At 63.8% G+C, this 17,106-nt stretch carries 16 protein-coding genes; 8 read left to right on the top strand and 8 right to left on the bottom strand.

Annotation, left to right across the window (positions count from 1 at the left end; genetic code table 11):
- Positions 1-75: 75 nt before the first annotated feature.
- The 6 genes from OOB33_RS23285 to OOB33_RS23260 form a co-directional block, all read right to left on the bottom strand.
- Positions 76-4,365, bottom strand: coding sequence for a pilus assembly protein (locus OOB33_RS23285; protein WP_271010388.1), 4,290 nt, complete (start codon positions 4,363-4,365; stop codon positions 76-78).
- A gap of 53 nt (positions 4,366-4,418) precedes the next feature.
- A complete protein-coding gene (locus OOB33_RS23280; protein ID WP_271010387.1) occupies positions 4,419-5,063 on the bottom strand; it encodes a pilus assembly PilX family protein in 645 nt (214 codons plus the stop codon).
- Positions 5,057-6,106 carry a PilW family protein gene (locus tag OOB33_RS23275; RefSeq protein WP_271010386.1) on the bottom strand — a complete coding sequence of 350 codons (1,050 nt, stop codon included), beginning with the start codon at positions 6,104-6,106 and terminating at the stop codon, positions 5,057-5,059. Before OOB33_RS23275 ends, OOB33_RS23280 begins: the two co-directional genes overlap by 7 nt.
- 11 nt (positions 6,107-6,117) lie before the next feature.
- Positions 6,118-6,564: a type IV pilus modification PilV family protein gene (locus tag OOB33_RS23270; RefSeq protein ID WP_271010385.1), complete on the bottom strand. Its 447-nt coding sequence runs from the start codon at positions 6,562-6,564 to the stop codon at positions 6,118-6,120.
- Positions 6,565-6,652: 88 nt separating this feature from the next.
- Positions 6,653-7,285 (bottom strand): GspH/FimT family pseudopilin, encoded by a 633-nt coding sequence (locus OOB33_RS23265; RefSeq protein WP_102766177.1) that lies wholly within the window; start codon positions 7,283-7,285, stop codon positions 6,653-6,655.
- Complete coding sequence (locus OOB33_RS23260; RefSeq protein ID WP_271010384.1) at positions 7,279-7,728, bottom strand: type IV pilin protein; 450 nt, start codon at positions 7,726-7,728, stop codon at positions 7,279-7,281. The genes OOB33_RS23265 and OOB33_RS23260 overlap by 7 nt, the downstream gene beginning before the upstream one ends.
- 207 nt (positions 7,729-7,935) lie before the next feature.
- Here OOB33_RS23260 and OOB33_RS23255 point away from each other — a divergent pair, with 207 nt between their 5' ends.
- The 6 genes from OOB33_RS23255 (at position 7,936) to OOB33_RS23230 (ending at position 11,938) form a co-directional block, all read left to right on the top strand.
- Complete coding sequence (locus OOB33_RS23255) at positions 7,936-8,775, top strand: ABC transporter ATP-binding protein (protein WP_271010383.1); 840 nt, start codon at positions 7,936-7,938, stop codon at positions 8,773-8,775.
- Complete coding sequence (gene mlaE, locus OOB33_RS23250; RefSeq protein WP_223696752.1) at positions 8,772-9,563, top strand: lipid asymmetry maintenance ABC transporter permease subunit MlaE; 792 nt, start codon at positions 8,772-8,774, stop codon at positions 9,561-9,563. Before OOB33_RS23255 ends, mlaE begins: the two co-directional genes overlap by 4 nt.
- Positions 9,564-9,579: 16 nt before the next feature.
- Entirely contained in the window at positions 9,580-10,065 is a 486-nt protein-coding gene (gene mlaD, locus OOB33_RS23245) for an outer membrane lipid asymmetry maintenance protein MlaD (protein WP_102766180.1), read from the top strand.
- Between the two features lie 8 nt (positions 10,066-10,073).
- Positions 10,074-10,832, top strand: a complete 759-nt coding sequence (locus OOB33_RS23240) for an MlaA family lipoprotein (protein WP_223696751.1) — start codon at positions 10,074-10,076, stop codon at positions 10,830-10,832.
- 114 nt (positions 10,833-10,946) lie between these two features.
- Positions 10,947-11,597: an MlaC/ttg2D family ABC transporter substrate-binding protein gene (locus OOB33_RS23235; RefSeq protein ID WP_271010382.1), complete on the top strand. Its 651-nt coding sequence runs from the start codon at positions 10,947-10,949 to the stop codon at positions 11,595-11,597.
- 20 nt (positions 11,598-11,617) lie between these two features.
- Positions 11,618-11,938: an STAS domain-containing protein gene (locus OOB33_RS23230; protein WP_271010381.1), complete on the top strand. Its 321-nt coding sequence runs from the start codon at positions 11,618-11,620 to the stop codon at positions 11,936-11,938.
- A gap of 45 nt (positions 11,939-11,983) precedes the next feature.
- Here the strand turns inward: OOB33_RS23230 and OOB33_RS23225 are convergent, their stop codons facing one another.
- Both OOB33_RS23225 and zwf read right to left on the bottom strand, forming a co-directional pair.
- Entirely contained in the window at positions 11,984-12,844 is an 861-nt protein-coding gene (locus OOB33_RS23225; RefSeq protein WP_102766586.1) for a MurR/RpiR family transcriptional regulator, read from the bottom strand.
- Between the two features lie 2 nt (positions 12,845-12,846).
- The gene (gene zwf, locus OOB33_RS23220) at positions 12,847-14,292 is read right to left on the bottom strand and encodes a glucose-6-phosphate dehydrogenase (protein ID WP_271010380.1); all 1,446 of its coding nucleotides are present in this window, start codon (positions 14,290-14,292) and stop codon (positions 12,847-12,849) included.
- A gap of 228 nt (positions 14,293-14,520) precedes the next feature.
- Here zwf and tal point away from each other — a divergent pair, with 228 nt between their 5' ends.
- Both tal and pgi read left to right on the top strand, forming a co-directional pair.
- Positions 14,521-15,465 carry a transaldolase gene (gene tal / locus OOB33_RS23215; protein ID WP_102766184.1) on the top strand — a complete coding sequence of 315 codons (945 nt, stop codon included), beginning with the start codon at positions 14,521-14,523 and terminating at the stop codon, positions 15,463-15,465.
- 2 nt (positions 15,466-15,467) lie between these two features.
- Entirely contained in the window at positions 15,468-17,105 is a 1,638-nt protein-coding gene (gene pgi, locus OOB33_RS23210) for a glucose-6-phosphate isomerase (RefSeq protein WP_102766588.1), read from the top strand.
- Position 17,106 lies beyond the last annotated feature (1 nt).

Raw genomic sequence — 17,106 nt, 5'->3', positions numbered from 1 at the left:
AAGCGCCGGGCGTCGCGCGAGACGCGGCGAGGCCGGTCCGGACGTGGCCAGCGTGATACCGGCGTCGGCAGTGTTTCAGTCACTCAGCTCGCGCCAGGACAGGCGACGGGTGTTGGTGTTGCTTGTGCCTTGAGGACGTTCTTGGTTCGCCATGGAGCCGTCCGTCTTCTGGATCAGGTCGATCACCTTGTTGTTGGGCAATTGGATGGTTTCCGGGGTGGTGGCCAAGGCATTGCCGAGCGAGATGCTGACAATGTTCTGTGCGCTATTGACCGGGCCGCCCGTGCGGTAGTCGAAATAGTTGATCCAGCTCGAGCCACCGACGGAGCAAATGCCAGAGGAATTGATGACGTTGGAAGTCACACCCAGCACGCCGCCTACCAGCACGGCGCCGGTGGTGACCCGTTCGCGTGTGCCCGGCAGATCAACATACCAGCCGTTCTTGTCGTTGAGGTCAACCGCCACAGGGTTGCCATTCGTTCGAATGGGTGTGCCGGGCGTGCAAATGGTGGATCCATCTGGGCAGGTGCCATTGCTCAAGGTCTGTTGCACGAAGTTGTTGGTTTGCAGGCGAGGATTGCCAAAGTCTGCATCCGACAGCCGGTCCTTGATCGCATAGATGGTTTGCTGAGTCGCGTCGCTGAGATCGCTGACGCCCAGATAGCGACCGGTGCCCAGGTACACCATCACATGACTGCCGACCTGACCCAATTCGGGGCGCGAGGTGATGGGCTGGGCCACGCCGAGCGAGGTCTTGAGCGTGGCCAGGCGCTGCGCTTCATAGCCTGCGGTGCCGACATTGTTGTTGATGTCAAAGCGCCAGAGGTTGCCCAGGTTGTCGCCACCGTAGATGCGCAAGGCGGTGTTGTCCTTGTCGGAGTTGTCGGTCCAGGCGCTGATGTGGCCAAGGCCGCTTGGCGTGCTGCTGCTGCCCACGGCCAGGCCACTGACCAGGGTCGGAATGCCGTTGGGCAGAGTGGACACGGGCTGGCCCGTGGCGATGTCCAATACGAAGAGGCGGCCGTTGCCATCGCCGGGCGAGATGTTGTTGTAGCCCGAGGGCAGGATGGCCACCCAAGTGCCGTCGGCCAGCTTGCTGATCTCGGCCTTGCCAAAGGTATAGCCCAAGTTGTCGTGCGTGAATTCCCACAGCGGCTTCGGATCTGTGGGCGAGGTGATGTCGATGGCGAAGTAAGCCCGGCCACCTGCGCCCAGTCCGCTGACCAGCACGGTGCGCCACTCGCTGCCGATCTTGACTTCCTGAACAACGGGGCTGCCGTCGACGTAGTACTCGTGCTTGTTGCCGTAGCTCTTGTCGGCCAGTTTGTGAAGGCGCGGGATCACGGCAGTCGGTACATAGGCCCAGACTTCAGCGCCACTGCTGGCGTTGAACGCGTGCAGCATGCCGTCGTTCGCGCCGACGTAGACCATGCCGACCCGTGTGGCCGTCGTGGCCTTGTGGTCGTTGAAGCCTGCATCGTTGTAGTTGGCGAGCGGTTTCTTCACGTAGACCGCTTCAGAGTTGACGATATCGCCCAGCAAGAGCGTACGTTGCCGGAAGAACTTGCTCGGATCGGACAAGGGTCCCTCGTCGCTTCGTACGCCTCGCAGATAGTCAACCAGGCGTTGGCCCGCTGCAGTGCTTTGATCGCTGGCGCTGAGGCAATAGTCACCCGAGGTGCAGAACTGAATCAGGTTGTTGCCAGAGGCGGTCAGTGTCGCCAGGTTGAAGTAGGCCTTCTGGCTGGCGCTGAGGTTGCTCCAGTTGAACTCGGCGCGGCGATTGTCATTGCTTGCGCTGTACATGTAGATACTGCGGCTGCTGTTGCTGTCGAGCAGGGTGCCGGCAGACCAGTCGGTGCTGGACAGGGAGCCGCCGCTCAAGTCGATGCGCTTGGATTTGAGCTGTCCCGTCCATTCCCCGGACATGAAGTTGGAAACAAACACCTGGTTGTCACCGGAGGTGACATTGGGGTTGCTGGCGGTTGCGGCGGCCGAAGCGCCTTCTTGGGCCGCAATATTGTTGAGTGCTGATTGCAAGCCGCTGTATAGGCTTTGCGGGTTGCTGGCGCTGAAGTAGGTACCGCCTCCATTGACTGCGGCGTGCCAGAGGTCATCGATGGTGGTCAGGGTGTTGCTGACCGGAGTCGGCCATGTGCATTCACCACTGGACTGCCAGGTGCACACGCCACCGGCGGCATTGGGGCTGCTGCCTTGGGCCACCGAGAAATAGTCGCCACTGGTGGCGCGCAGATAGTCGGGCTGGTACTGCATATAGCCCGAAGCACCTAGGCCGAGGGTGAATGTCACCATGCGTTGCAGTGCGCTGACGGTGCCATTGCCACAGACATCGGCGTTCGTGCCCGAGCCGCTGGTGCACTCGCTCGAGCCGTCGGTTCCTGTGCGAAGGTCGGTCTTGTAATAATAGGACGCGACATCGGCCAAGGTGTTGGAGACGGCGTTGCCATCTTTTTGTGGGCGCGACAGGCTGCCGTCCTGGTCGCCCAGCGCTGTACCGTCCAACTGTGTCAGGCTGACAGACTCGTTCCAGAAGCCATCGGTGGACAGCACTGTGTAGTTGCGTTGGCAGGAGTACTGAATGGGGTCCACCACCGTGGTGCCGTTCAAGCTGCCCGTTTGCTTGCCGGCATAGAGGCGCCCGACCGTGTTCAGGGCTCGACGTAGCGGTGTGGAGTGGTAGGGGTAGGCATTGAACAGGCGTGAGTACCAGTCGGACTTGGCTGTGCCGCTGAACGTGGCTTGGTTCAGATAGGCATTGCCCTGGCTGTTGTTGATGCTCAGATAGCCAACGCGGAAATTGCTTGACACAGCAGAGAAGGCTTGGCTGGTCGAGGACTTCATCATTTGCATGCGGGTGCGGTAGTAGGTCCACCAGTTGGCGAAGTTGGTCATCTCTTCGGCATAGCTGCAGCTCGTGGCACCCGCGCAGTCGCTGCGACTGTTGGACAGCTTGGGGTAGCTGGTACGCCCTGACACGATGTCTACGCGCTCGAAGCTCCCGGGGTAGCCGCCAGGCACGCCGGCAGTGCCATCTACTGCAGCCTGATAGCCCGAGAAAGTAGGTGTGCTCGGGTTGATGATCAGATTGCAGGTGCTCGGTGTCTTGCTCCAGCTGAGGGCTCCGGGGGCAGCGACACCGGCCGGTGCTGTGATGGTGACCGTGCGATTGGTTTGGCTGGCATAGAAGCCGGAGCTGCCCGCGTTGATGCGCGCAGTCAGAGACGCCGCAAGGTTGCCTCGGTTGGATTCAGAACTGGTGGCTGCAGACAAGAGCTGGGTTGTTCCCGAGCGCAAGGAAGTGATCGACACAAAACAACCGTAGCCTCGGTTGTCCGAGATGGAGCTGATGGTCAGGCTGGTGCTTGCGCGCACTTCAGGCGTGGCTGGAATGCCGTTGGTACCTGCGGTGAAGTATTTGGTCGGGTATCGAGCTTCAGAGTAGATGTTGCTGCGTACAGCTTGGCAGGAGCCGCTATCGGGCGTCGCCGCGCGCGCGTTGGCATCGCTGTTGCACCAGCGAACCGGAGCTGGGTACTTGAACACGGCACTCGCCGTGCTTTGGCAGTTGCGCAAATTGATGTTGTCGCAATATTCCGCGGCGTTGATCAAATAGTAGTGCGGCCCCCAGGTCTGTGCTGTCGTGCCGGCATTGTCCGGCGCGCCGGTGGCTTTGTAGCCGTTTCCTGAGGCTGTGGTGGCGTTGAAAACGGTATAGCTCTTGTTGTTGACAGTGCCCGGCAGCACGTAGTTGCCATTGCGCAAGCAGTCGGAATAGCTGGTGTCTGTGCACCACTCGGTGTCGGGGAACTGCGTGAGCAGATTGATGTTGTAGCTGTTCTGGATGCCAAAACCATCGTTGGCCACTGATGTCCAACCTGATGTGTTGGCCGAGGTCATGCTGGCCCAGCTGACGCCATTGGCGCCCATGGGCGGCGTGTAGCGTATCGCCGGGTTGTAGGCCATGCTGTTGAAGCTGGCGCTCAGAAAGGGAGGATGCCCGCGGCGAGATCCAAAAGGCGGGGCATCCCGCCAGCAGGCTTCACCGCTGTCGCCATTGTGGCAACAGGTGTTGGTGAATTCGCCGCTGTTGGCGGGCAGGGCGCCGCTGGAACGACACAGTTGCGGATTTGAGCTGCCATCGCCGTTGACGTGGTCGGGCATGAAGTCAAAGCCCATGGAGCCCGAATCATCAAGCACAAACATGAGATTGGGCTGCACCGCGTTGGGCGAAGCCACGACCAAGGGCGTGCTGGAAATGTCGGTCACTCCAGCCTGGGCGGCGGAAGACAGCTGCAGTGCGGCCATGCCGAGGCAAAGGGCGAGAAGGCGTTGCTTGCTGTTCATGGGGAACTCCAGATCTGATCTCAGGTGAGGTGCCGGCGCGGGCCGGATCAGCCTCAAAGGGCCACAACGGCCTGGACGAAGCCAATGGTGTTGCGAGGGCCGACAACGCGGGCTGTGATGCGGTAATAACGTTGATTTGGGATGCCGATGGGCGTGCCGCTGTTGGCGCGTTTGCTGCTGTCAGCCCCGGGGTTGGTGGTCGGCGGAGCTTCGCAACCAATGCCCGATGTTGGTGAGCCCTGGCCGTTGCACAGTCGCTGGATCACAAAGGACACGGTGTTGCCGGCGGCGTCCGGCGCCAAGGTGGTGACCGTATTGCTCGGGACGAGCACGGCATTCCAGAAGATCTCCCAGCTCTGGTTGGCGGCCGGGTCCTGGCGCAGAGCCAGATAGCCGACGGGGCGGCCCGCAGCGATGGTGATGTTGTTGTGCAGATTGGTGCCGAAGTTGTTTTGCTCCAACCAGGCCACGGCGCTTTCGATGCCGATGTCTGCCGATTGGATGGCTGACTGTTGAAAAGCCAGGTTGCCGGCGACCTTGTTGCTGCTCAGCATGGAGCGCATCAAACCGACCGCAGCCAGGGACATGATGACCAGGACCACGATGGCCAGCATCAGGACAATGCCTTGCTGGTGCCTGCCGCGCCCTGGCGCGTAGCGCGGGGCAGGGGCAGCAAAGAGGCGGCGAGGCTTCAACATGTTGCGACCGCTCCTTGCCAGGCCAGATTGCGCAGCGGCACGATGGCCTCGAACACCTTGTAGCGGTAGTACTGCCACAGGTTCTCGGCGGAAAGGTCGATGGGCGCCTCTTCAGTTCCCGCCCAGCGGGGGGAGTTGCCACTGTCGGTCACGATGGTCTTTTCACGTTGACCGCTGACTGTGGTGATGGCCAGGCGGACCGCTGACATCCGGGCCCATTGGCAAGCCGTGGCTGGCGTGGTTTGATCGAAAAGATCCACGATCCCGTCCATGGGCGCCGCGGAAGTGTCGCGACCATACTGGGCGCGCAGATTGACCACGTTGTCGATGATCTCCACCCAGACTTGGGCGGCCTCGCTGCTGCAGTCGTTGACCATGTAGTCGCACTGGGTCAGCCGACCGTTGCGCACGGCATAGGCCAATACCTTGGGCGCCAAGCCCCAGTTGAACAAGGTGTCTTGCAAGCCGACTGCGCCTGCGGCGACGCTGACGTTGGCGCCAACCGGCGCAACATTGACCCGGTCGAGCAGCAGATTGCAAGGAGCGGGGCGAACCTGGTTCGCCGCGATGACATAGTCGTTGGTGTTGAAGGCCGTGGCTGTGGTCATGGTGTAGGTCACGGCACTGGGCTCTGCGATGATGCGGTCGCCTTCAGGTGCCCCGTTGCCATTGCTGAAGACCACGAGCAGGGTGTCACTGCCACTGTCGCCCGCAGGGATGCTGGCGTGGTTGATGGTGACCGGGCCCAGTCCAGAGAGCACCCGTCCGCCTGGCAAGGTCAGGCTGCATCCGGCCAGCAACAGATTGGCGGCGCCGTGCCCGCTCTGGCGAATATTGCGTTGAAGCTCGGTGGCCGCGATGGCGCCATTGGTCTGCGCTTCGTCGCCGCTGGTGGCGCTGCGCTGGCCCCGCTCCGACAGGGAGAACACCTGCATCACCACAATCACGGCGATCATGCCCAGCACCACGCCCACCAAGAGCTCGATGAGGCTGAAGCCGTTCTGCGGATGGCCCACCGGGCGTTGAAGGTTTGTCGATTTCATGAGGGTTCCGATCACTTCAGCTGGCTGATCATGACCAGGTTGTGGGGGGTGCTGCCCAGGTTCTCGCCGGGCGCCGCCCACTTGACGGTGATGGTGACCCGCAGGCTGGGTGTCAGGACCGGGCCACCGGCCGGCCGGCCGGCCAAGGCCGGCAGAGGATTGACTTGCGTGAAGGTGACGGTCGGCGGGTGGTCAGCCACACCGGGCAGGGTGGCGCTGACCTTTTCCAGCCAGAGCTTGTAGCCGGCGCCTTCGTCGGCGCTACTGAACTCGGCCTGCAGCTCGGCCAAATTGCGATTGCCCACCCACATGCTGCCGATCAGCTGATTGGCCAGCAGGGCAGCATCCGAGCGGTACTTGGCCTGCCCGGCCTGTTTGACCGCCGTGGCTTGCAGGCCGACCAAGCCCAGGACTCCGAGCGCGAACACGAGCAAGGCTACCAGCACCTCCAGCATCATGAAGCCTCGGAGCCCATGAGGGCGGCCCGGACTGCGTGCTCTGGACTTTGGGCTCGGGGTCTGGAAGACAGTCATGGGGGACTCCCGTTCAGCAGGCCTGAACATCGCCGCTGGGAAGGCTGGGGTTGCACATGCGTACCTGTCCCGAAGGCGTGATCACGATGCGCAGGCAAACGGCGTCACCGTCTGTGCCGCAGGAGCCCGCAGCGCTGTTGCTGACGTCCAGAACGATGGCAGCGTTGGGCGTGGGGGTGGGCTTGCCCAGGCTGTTGAAGGTGACCGAACTCGCGTTGGCGGCAATCTGAACGGTGCCATTGCCATCGTTGCTCGGCTTGGTGTGCAGGATGCGGGGCTGGACCGTGTCCGAAGGCGCTGAAGCGCAGCGGTTGGCCACCGAGTCGGCCGCCGTGTTGGCGCCGATCACGTTGATCACCCAGTTGGTGCCGCTGGTGCTCAGGGCGCAGGTATTGGTCAAGCTGGTGGTGAGCTGGAAGCGCACCGCCGTGTTGCGTGCCACCGCTTCGGCTTTGGCCAGTTGAATGCCTGTGCTCAAGGAGGTGGCGGTGTTGCGAATCCGACTGTTCTGCAGCCAGGTGGAGAAGCTCGGCGCTGCCATGGCCAGAAAGATACCGACCAAGACCAAGCTCACGATCAGTTCGATCAGCGTCACGCCGGCCTGCAGCGAGGCTCGGTCCCCGAGCGCCGAAGGCTTTGTCAGCATGATCCGTCCTTCTTGGTCGCCCAGCAGGTGTTGGGGCTGGGTGTGGTCCAGCCTGTGGGCAGGGCCGCACTGGTCTTCACTCCGGCTTCGTTGATGGTGTAGGTGAAGCCGGCCATGCTGTCTTTGCCCACGGCGCGCAGAGTGAAGGCCGTGGCACTGGACGCAGAGCAAGAGAAGGTGAAGTACTTGCTGCTGGTGGCGTCGGAGTTGCAATCCGGTGCGCCCACATAGCTGCGGCGGTCCAGAAAGAACTGCTCCAGACGCACCTGCCGCGTGGCCAGGCCGGCGGTGGCTTCGGGGATCTTGCCGCGCACCACATAGGCCTGGTAGGACGGCAGGGCCACGGCCGCAAGGATGCCGATGATGGCCACGGTCACCATCACTTCAATCAGGGTGAAGCCCTGAGCTGGACGTGATTGGGAAGGGGTGACGCGTGCTGGCATGGTGGGGTGCTCCTGGTTGGAATGAATTCTCGGCCGCTGGTTTTCGCTTGTGTAGCCGCCTATCAGACTGTCCCTCGCGCTGGTCGGGCTCAGGCCCGGAAATGTGAAGTATTTGGGGCTCTTCTCGGCGGCTCGGTGCGCGATCGGTGTTTCCCCTATGATGTGATCTTTGTCAAAAACGGGCCCTGGCCCGCCCTGCCAAGGCTCATGGCCCCATATTCATCCACTTCCATTACCGCGTCCGAAACGCCTCTGATTGAATTGCGCGATGTCAGCTGCGGTTATGGCGACCGGGTGATCCTGGAGCGCGTGAATCTGCGCATCCCGCGCGGCAAGGTGCTGGCCCTGATCGGCACCAGCGGCGGTGGCAAGACCACGGTCTTGCGCTTGCTGGGCCGGCAGATCAAGCCGATTTCGGGCCAGGTGCTGTTTGACGGCGTTGATCTCGCCGGCCTGGATCTCGATGGGCTCTACGCCGTGCGGCGTCGCATGGGCATGCTCTTCCAGTTCGGCGCCTTGTTCACCGATCTGAGTGTGTTCGAGAACGTGGCCTTCCCGCTGCGCGAGCACACCAAGCTGCCCGAAGCCATGATCCGCGATCTGGTGCTGATGAAGCTCAACGCGGTGGGCCTGCGTGGCGCACGCGACCTGCTGCCCTCCGAGATCTCTGGCGGCATGGCGCGCCGGGTGGCCCTGGCGCGCGCCATCGCGCTGGACCCGGACCTGGTGTTGTACGACGAGCCCTTTGCCGGCCTGGACCCCATTTCGCTCGGTGTGGCGGCGCGCTTGATCCGCGACCTGAACGATGCGCTCGGATTGAGCAGCATCATCGTGTCCCATGATCTGCATGAAACCTTTGCCATCGCCGACGAGGTGGCCATGATTGCCAATGGCCGCGTGGTCGCCCAGGGCACGCCGGACGACTTGCGCCACAGCAGCGACCCGCTGGTGCAGCAGTTCGTCGGTGCCCATGCTGATGGTCCCGTGCGTTTCCATCAGCCTGCCTGCCCGGTGAACCAGGATTTCGGTCTGGGGGTGTCGGCATGATGGCGACCCTGACGCAGTTCTCCGCCCGACTGGGCCGCACATTGCGACAGCAGTTGGTGGATTTGGGTTCCAGCACCCGGCTGTTTTTCCAGCTTCTGGCCCGCACGCCGGCCGCCCTGCTGCGTTTCTCGCTGGTGCGCGAGCAAATCTATTTCCTGGGCAATCGATCCTTGTCGCTGATCGGCGTCTCGGGCCTATTCGTTGGCTTTGTGCTGGCGCTCCAGGGCTATTACACCTTGCAACGCTATGGTTCGGCCGAGGCCGTGGGCTTGCTGGTGGCGCTGAGCCTGGTGCGCGAGTTGGGTCCGGTGGTTTCCGCCCTCTTGTTTGCGGGCCGTGCCGGTACCTCTTTGACGGCAGAGATCGGCCTGATGAAGGCCGGCGAGCAACTGACCGCGATGGAAATGATGGCGGTCGATCCGCTGACCCGGGTGCTGGCGCCGCGTTTCTGGGGAGGCTTCATCGCCATGCCGCTGCTGGCGGCGCTGTTCTCGGCCATTGGCATCATTGGCGGCTGGCTGGTGGCCGTGCCCCTGATCGGCATTGATGCGGGCGCTTTCTGGTCGCAGATGCAGGGCGGCGTGGACGTCTGGGCCGATGTCGGCAATGGCGTCATCAAGAGTTTGGTCTTTGGTATCACCGTGACCTTTGTGGCTTTGCTGCAAGGCTATGCCTGTAAGCCCACGCCCGATGGCGTGGCGCAGGCGACCACGCGCACGGTGGTGATGTCGTCGTTGGCGGTGCTGGCACTGGACTTTGTGCTGACCGCGATGATGTTCTCGATTTGATTTGTAGGGGTAGAGGATGCAAGCCTCAAGGCATGACGCATGGGTGGGTTTCTTTGTGCTGCTGGGTGGCGCCGCGCTGCTGTTCCTGGCCCTCAAAGCCGGCAACCTGCTGAGCCTGAACTTTGACGAGACCTACCAGGTCACGGCCAAGTTCGACAATATCGGCGGCCTCAAGGCCCGCGCCGCGGTCAAGAGTGCGGGCGTGGTGATCGGCCGGGTGGAATCCATCACCTTCGATGACAAGAGCTTCCAGGCCAAGGTGGTGATGAAGCTCTACAAGAACGTGGCCTTCCCCAAGGACAGCTCCGCCAAGATTCTGACCGCCGGCCTGCTGGGTGAGCAGTACATCGGTCTTGAGGCCGGTGCGGACGAGAAGAACCTGGCTGCAGGCGACAACATCAGCCAGACGCAATCGGCCGTGGTGCTGGAAAACCTGATTGGTCAGTTCCTCTACAACAAGGCCGCCGATTCCGGCACGCCGGCCGGCGGGGCCAAACCATGAGTGCCCGAATGGACTGCTCCTGGCGGCGTGTCGCGCTGGTGCTGAGCATCCTCGTGCTGAGCGGATGCGCCAGCCTGCGTGGCCCGGGTGCACCGGGCCAGAAACTCGACCCCTGGGAAAACTGGAACCGCAAGGTCTTCAACTTCAACGAGTCCTTGGACACCCATGTGCTCAAGCCCGTGGCCACCGTGTACAGCGACATCGTGCCCGCACCGGTGCGCCTGGCCGCGGACAATTTTTTTAGCAATGTGGCGGACGCCTGGTCGGCGGTGAATCTCTTGCTGCAGGGCCGCTTCAAGGCCAGCGTGGAGCAGGGCATGCGCTTTGCGGTGAACTCCACCCTGGGTTTCGGTGGCTTGATCGACATCTCCACCGAAGTGGGCCTGGAGCGCAAGAGCGAAGACCTGGGCAAGACCTTTGGTGTCTGGGGCACGGGTACGGGCGCCTACATCGTTTGGCCCCTGTTTGGCCCATCGTCCGTGCGTGACACCTTGGCGCTGCCCTTCGACCGCATCGCCACATCGCCTTCGCTCGTTGTCAAGGATGGCTACAGCAAGACGGCGCTGTCGGCCTTGCAACTGGTCAACGCTCGAGCCAACTTCTTGCGTGCAGGGGAGATGCTGGATGGCATTGCACTGGACAAGTACACCTTCATCCGTGATGCCTATCTGCAGCGCCGCGGCAGCTTTGGCAGCGATGACGAGTACGAAGTGCTGACGCCCGAAGCGCCTGCCGTTCCCGCGTCCAGCCCGCAAGCCGGGCCCTGAACGGGCTTGCGCTTGCTCGCCCCGAACGTTGACGCGCCTTGGGGTGGTGAACCGAATTTCGGCTCGCGCGTTGTGTATGACTGAGCCCCTCCGAGATTGAAAGGAACCGCAAGAATGATCGCCACCAAACGCCTGGTTCTGCGCAGCCTGCTGGCTGCCGTTTGTGCTTTTTCCGCCGCCCTGCCGCTGCAAACCGCCTGGGCGGCCGATGCCAGCGCGCCGGACACCTTGATCCGCCAGCTCTCGCTGGAGACTCTGGAGACGGTCAAGAGCGACAAGGCCATCCAGGCCGGCGATCTGCAGAAGATCATCAATCTGGTCGACGGCAAGGTCATGCCGCATGTCAATTTCCAGCGCATGACCTCGTCGGCCGTGGGTCGCTTCTGGCGCCAGGCCACGCCCGAGCAGCAGCAGCGCCTGCAGGATGAATTCAAGACTTTGCTGGTGCGCACCTACGCCGGCGCGCTGACCCAGGTCAAGGACCAGACCATCGCCCTGCGTCCGCTGCGCGCTTCGCCCAGCGACACCGAGGTGGTGGTCAAGACCGAGATCCGCGGCAAGGGCGATCCGATCCAGCTCGACTACCGCCTGGAAAAATCCGGCGCCGTCTGGAAGATCTACGACGTCAACGTGCTCGGCATCTGGCTGGCCGATCAATACCGCAACAGCTTCTCGCAAGAGATTGGCGCCAACGGCATCGACGGCCTGATCAAGGCCTTGACCGAGCGCAACCAGAAGGCTGCGGCCGCTGGCGGCAAGGCCTGAGGCGCGGAACGGTGAGCTCCATGCCCTCCATGCTCAAGCTGTCCGCTTCGGTGGGTTTGAGCGAAGCGGGTTCGCTGTGGCCCGGCCTGCAGCAGAGCCTGCGCGCCGAGTGCGCGCAGCTGCGCAGCGCGGCGGCCCGCGAGCTGAACCTCAGCCTCGCCGACTTGCAACATTTCGATTCGGCCGTGCTGACTCTGCTGATCAGCGCCGCACGCCTGTGCCAGGCTGAAGGCCTGAAGTTGCGCCTGCATGAGGTGCCGGCCAAGCTGCAGGAGCTGGCCCGGGTCTACGGCGTGGCCGAGCTGCTCTGGCCTGAGTTGGTGCCCGCCACCGCCGCTTGACGATGCCCAATGGCGCGCCGGGCTCCCTTCCGGCGTCTCTCTCGTTCAGCTGATGTAGCGTTTGCCGCGCAGATTGCGCTTGATCTCCTGCAGCATGGGCCGCAGGTCGGCGCCCAGGCGCAGGGCCACGCCGGTGGTCAGGATGTCCACCGCCGTCAGGTGCAGCAGGCGCGACACCATGGGGCTGTAACGGTCATAGTCCTCGGGGTGGTCCACCGCCAGCAAGACCTGGCCCGGGCTCAGGCCCAGCTGCGCCAGGGGCGAGCCACTGGCGGTGATGATGATGGTGGTCGCGCCTTTTTTGCGCGCGATCTCGGCCGCGTCCAGCAGGTCACGGCTGCGGCCGGAGTTGCTGATGATCACGGCGCAATCGCCCGGCTGCAGCATGGTGGCACTCATCAGCTGCACATGGCCGTCGCTGCAGGCAGCGGTGTTGATGCCCAGGCGGAAGAACTTGTGCTGGGCATCCTGGGCCACGATGCCGGAGTTGCCCACGCCGTAGAACTCGATGCGGCGTTGGTTGCGCGCCGCTTCGGCCAAGGCATTGATGGCGCATTCAAACGCATGGCTGGCCGCGTCATTGCGGTAGTGCAGCAAGGCAGCGACCGCGTTGTCCACCACCTTGACGATCAGGTCACCGGGCTTCTCGTCCTCGTCCACCGCGCGGTGCACAAAGGGCACGCCTTCGTTGACGCTGCCGGCCAGCTTGCGCTTGAAATCGGTCAGGCCGTCATAGCCCACGCTGCGGCAAAAGCGCACCACGGTGGGCTTTGACACATGGGCCCGGTCCGCCAGCTCGCTGACGGGCAGATTGGCAAAAGCCCGCGCATCGCCGAGCAAGAGCTTGGCCACCCGCTGCTCGGCCGGCGGCAGGGCCGGCAGCGCAGCCTTGACGCGTTCAAGAATGCTCATGTTTCTTCTGACCAGGCAAAGCCGTCGCGCGCCACCAGGGCACTGGCGGCGGCCGGGCCCCAGGAGCCCGCGGTGTAGGGGCGGGGGCCGTTGCTGTCGTGCTTCCAGGCGTCGAGGATGGGCTCGACCCAGCGCCAGGCTTGCTCTTGCTCATCGCTGCGCACGAACAGGTTCAGGCGGCCGGCGATGGCGTCCAGCAGCAGGCGCTCGTAGGCGCCGACCCGGTTGGTGGCGAAGGCCTTGTCGAAATCCAGGTCCAGGGACACCGGCGACAGCGCCTCGCCATGCGCGCCGCCCTTGGCGGCCAGCAGTTGCAGCTCCAGGCCGTCTTCCGGTTGCAGCTTGATCACCAGACGGTTGGCCTGGTTGGTGCCCGGGAAGATGGGGTGTGGCACGGGGCGGAAGTTGATGACGATTTGCGCGTCACGGGCCGCCAGGCGCTTGCCGGTGCGCAGGTAGAAGGGCACGCCGGCCCAGCGCCAGTTCTGCACCTCGGTGCGCAGGGCGACAAAGGTTTCGCAGTGGCTGTCGGCCGGCACCTTGGCTTCGTCCAGATAACCGGGTACGGCCACGCCGCCCACCGTGCCGGCGCGGTACTGGCCGCGCACCACATCGCGGGCCACGCTCTCCGGCGTGAAGGGCTTGAGCGAGCGCAGCACCTTGAGCTTTTCGTCGCGGATGGCGTCGGCATCGTTGGTCGAGGGCGGCTCCATGGCAATCATGGTCAGCAGCTGCAGGGCATGGTTCTGAATCATGTCGCGCAGCGCGCCGGTGCCGTCGTAGAAGGCGCCCCGCGTACCCACGCCCAGCTCTTCGGCCAGTGTGATCTGGATGTTGGCGATGCTCTCGCGGCGCCACAGCGGCTCGAACAGCGCGTTGCCGAAGCGCAGGGCCGAGAGGTTCTGCACCGAGGGCTTGCCCAGGTAATGGTCAATGCGGAAGGCCTGGCTTTCCTTGAAGACCGAGCGCACCACGGCGTTGATCTCTTGGGCGCTGGCCAGGTCGTGGCCCAGGGGTTTTTCGAGCACCACGCGCACGCGCTCGTGGTTCAGGCCGGCTTCGCCGAGCTGCTGGCAGATCTGGGTGAAGAGATGCGGGCTGGTGGCCAGGTAAAGCATCACGGTGTCGGCGCTGCGCTCGTCCAGCCAGTCCTTGAGGCGCTGGTAGTGCTCGGGCTGGGACAGGTCCATGCGGCGGTAGTGCAGCAGGGCAGCGAAGCGTTCGAACTCTTCCTCGTTCGGGCGCTTGGAGCCGTCCACCTCGCGGAAGCGCTCCTTCAGCCATTCGCGGTAACGCTCGTCGCTCATCTCGTCACGGGCCACGGCCAGAATGCGGCCGCCGGCCGGCAGTTTGCCGTGGCGGAAGGCCTGGAACAGGGCGGGCATGAGCTTGCGCCAAGTCAGGTCGCCAGTGCCGCCGAAGAAAACGAGATCGAAAGACATGAAGTGGGCCCTGTTGCGGTTCATCGAAAAAATGAACCCTTGATGTAACAAAGTTTCTGGAATTATGATGCATGAGTTTCGTAATTCGGTCAATGCGGCCGGCCTTTTTTACGGCGCTCATGGGGGTTTGCTCTCAAGTGCGGCTGTAACCGAGGCTCAGGCTTGCGGCGACAGGGACTGCGCAAGAGCGGTTCTAATGGAGGTTTGAACCGCTTTTTGGAGTGCCCCGTGAACCAGCTCGATCAACTCAAGTCCCTGACCACCGTCGTCGCCGACACCGGCAACTTTCTGCAGCTGGCCCAGTTCGCGCCGCGCGATGCGACCACCAACCCCTCGCTGATCCTGAAAGCGGTGCAGTCGGCCGATTACGCGCCCCTGCTCAAGGACACCGTGGCCGCCCATCAAGGCAAGCCGCTGGACGAGATCGTCGACCAGGTGCTGGTGCGTTTCGGTCTGGAGATCCTCAAGGTCGTGCCGGGCCGTGTGTCGACCGAAGTCGATGCCCGCCTGAGCTTTGACCGCGCCGCCACCGTGGCCCGCGCGCGCCGCATCATGGCCTTGTACGAAGCCGCCGGCATCGGCCGTGAGCGCGTGCTGATCAAGATCGCCGCCACCTGGGAAGGCATCCAGGCCGCCGCTGAACTTGAGCGCGAAGGCATCCACTGCAATCTGACCCTGCTGTTCTCCTTCTGCCAGGCCGTGGCCTGCGGCGCCGCTGGCATCCAGCTGATCTCGCCCTTCGTCGGCCGCATTTACGACTGGTACAAGAAGAGCGCCGGTGCCGCCTGGGACGAAGCCGCCCAGGCCGGTGCCAACGATCCGGGCGTCAAGTCGGTCGCTCAGATCTACAACTACTTCAAGAAGCACGGCATCCAGACCGAGGTCATGGGTGCGAGCTTCCGCAATGTGGGCCAGATCCAGGCCCTGGCCGGCTGCGATCTGCTGACCATCAGCCCCGATCTGTTGAGCCAGCTGCAGGCCCTGGACGCGCCGCTGCCGCGCGCCTTGGATGCCGAGGCCGCGCGCGCCGCCGACATTGCTGCTGTTTCCTACGACGAAGCGGGTTTCCGCTTTGCCCTCAACCAGGATGCCATGGCCACCGAGAAGCTGGCCGAAGGCATCCGCCTGTTTGCCATTGACTCGGCCAAACTGGATCAGATGATCGCGAGTTGAAGATGTCCCCAGCACCGCATCTGCGTTGTGACCAAAGCCCGGCCTGGGCCGCTCTGACTGAGCGTTATCAGGCGAGCGGCCAGCATTTCGATCTGCGCCAGGCCTTTGCGGCCGAGCCGGCGCGTTTCGAGACCTGGTCGCTGCAAGCACCCGAGGTGTTTGCCGATCTGTCCAAGAACCGCATCGACACGCCGACTTTGCAGCTGCTGCTGCAGCTGGCGCGCGATTGCGGTCTGGAGGCTCAACGCGATGCGCTGCTGGCCGGCGCTCCGGTCAATCTGACCGAAGGCCGCGCGGTGCTGCACACGGCCCTGCGTGCGCCTGCGGGCCAGGGCTTGCACAGCGAGGACGTGCAGTCCTCGCTGAACCGCATGCTGGCTTTTGCCGAAGGCGTGCGTGACACGGCCACCAGCGGCATCCGCGATGTGGTGCACATCGGCATCGGCGGCAGCGACCTCGGCCCGGCCATGGTGGTGGGCGCCTTGCAGGCCTACACCCAGCCGGGGCTGAAGCTGCATTTTGTCTCCAATGTCGACGGCCATGATCTCGCGCCGCTGCTGCCCCAGCTGAACCCGGCGACCACGCTGTTCGTGATCGCCTCCAAGACCTTCACCACCCAAGAGACTCTGGCCAATGCCCTGGCGGCGCGGACCTGGTTCCTGGCCGCCGGTGGCACGGACGTGGCGCGCCACTTCGTTGCCACCAGCAGCAACACCGCGGCCGCTGCGGCTTTCGGCATCACCACGGCCTTCGGCTTCTGGGATTGGGTCGGCGGCCGCTATTCGCTGTGGTCGGTGATCGGCCTGCCGATCGCCATCGCCATCGGCGCGGAGAACTTCCGCGCCCTGCTGGCTGGTGCCCATGCCATGGACCGCCACTTCGCCGAGGCGCCGCTGGAGCGCAATCTGCCAGTGCTGCTCGGTGTGCTGGATCTTTGGTACCGCAATTTCCACGGCTTCAGCAGCCGCAGCGTGGCGCCCTATCACCAGGGCCTGCGCCGCCTGCCGGCGTACCTGCAGCAGCTGGAGATGGAGAGCAATGGCAAGGGCGTGGACCTGCAGGGTCAGGCCTTGCCCTACGGCACCAGCCCGGTGGTCTGGGGCGAGGCGGGCACCAATGGCCAGCACGCCTACTTCCAGATGCTGCACCAGGGCACGGATGTGATTCCGGTCGAGTTCATTGCGGTGAAGCACCCGAACTTCGGCGCCCATGTGGCGGGTGATCTGGAGGCCTGCCTGCAAGACCAGCACCGCAAGCTGCTGGCCAACTGCCTGGCCCAGTCCCAGGCCCTGATGCAGGGCAAGCGCTTTGAGGAAGCCCTGGGCGAGAAGGCGCCCACCGCCTCGGCCGAGCTCGACCCCGGCACCGTGGCCCGCCACCGCAGCTTCCCCGGCAACCGTCCCAGCACCACCCTGGTATTGGATCGCCTGACGCCGTCATCGCTGGGCGCCTTGATCGCCCTCTACGAGCACCGCGTCTTCGTCAGCGGTGCGCTCTGGGGCATCAACAGCTTCGATCAGTGGGGCGTGGAACTGGGCAAGGCTCTGTGCAACAGCCTGCTGCCGCGCCTGAGCAGCGGCGACGCGGCCGGGCTGGATGGCTCGACCGCCGGCCTGCTGAACCATCTCTTGTCCGAGTGAA

Source organism: Paucibacter sp. B51, from assembly GCF_027863535.1.
Lineage (GTDB): Bacteria > Pseudomonadota > Gammaproteobacteria > Burkholderiales > Burkholderiaceae_C > Paucibacter_A > Paucibacter_A aquatilis.
Note: the sequence above shows the minus strand (reverse complement) of the source record. Positions and strands in the feature narration are given on the sequence as shown.

Excerpts from the sequence above, each read along its gene's own strand:
- OOB33_RS23265 (WP_102766177.1), bottom strand. The coding sequence starts at position 7,285 with ATGCTGACAAAGCCTTCGGCGCTCGGGGACCGAGCCTCGCTGCAGGCC.
- OOB33_RS23275 (WP_271010386.1), bottom strand. The coding sequence starts at position 6,106 with ATGAAATCGACAAACCTTCAACGCCCGGTGGGCCATCCGCAGAACGGC.
- OOB33_RS23240 (WP_223696751.1), top strand. The coding sequence starts at position 10,074 with ATGGACTGCTCCTGGCGGCGTGTCGCGCTGGTGCTGAGCATCCTCGTG.
- OOB33_RS23270 (WP_271010385.1), bottom strand. The coding sequence starts at position 6,564 with ATGATGCTGGAGGTGCTGGTAGCCTTGCTCGTGTTCGCGCTCGGAGTC.
- mlaE (WP_223696752.1), top strand. The coding sequence starts at position 8,772 with ATGATGGCGACCCTGACGCAGTTCTCCGCCCGACTGGGCCGCACATTG.
- OOB33_RS23280 (WP_271010387.1), bottom strand. The coding sequence starts at position 5,063 with ATGTTGAAGCCTCGCCGCCTCTTTGCTGCCCCTGCCCCGCGCTACGCG.
- zwf (WP_271010380.1), bottom strand. The coding sequence starts at position 14,292 with ATGTCTTTCGATCTCGTTTTCTTCGGCGGCACTGGCGACCTGACTTGG.
- mlaD (WP_102766180.1), top strand. The coding sequence starts at position 9,580 with ATGCAAGCCTCAAGGCATGACGCATGGGTGGGTTTCTTTGTGCTGCTG.
- pgi (WP_102766588.1), top strand. The coding sequence starts at position 15,468 with ATGTCCCCAGCACCGCATCTGCGTTGTGACCAAAGCCCGGCCTGGGCC.
- OOB33_RS23285 (WP_271010388.1), bottom strand. The coding sequence starts at position 4,365 with ATGAACAGCAAGCAACGCCTTCTCGCCCTTTGCCTCGGCATGGCCGCA.
- OOB33_RS23260 (WP_271010384.1), bottom strand. The coding sequence starts at position 7,728 with ATGCCAGCACGCGTCACCCCTTCCCAATCACGTCCAGCTCAGGGCTTC.
- OOB33_RS23255 (WP_271010383.1), top strand. The coding sequence starts at position 7,936 with ATGGCCCCATATTCATCCACTTCCATTACCGCGTCCGAAACGCCTCTG.
- OOB33_RS23230 (WP_271010381.1), top strand. The coding sequence starts at position 11,618 with ATGCCCTCCATGCTCAAGCTGTCCGCTTCGGTGGGTTTGAGCGAAGCG.
- OOB33_RS23235 (WP_271010382.1), top strand. The coding sequence starts at position 10,947 with ATGATCGCCACCAAACGCCTGGTTCTGCGCAGCCTGCTGGCTGCCGTT.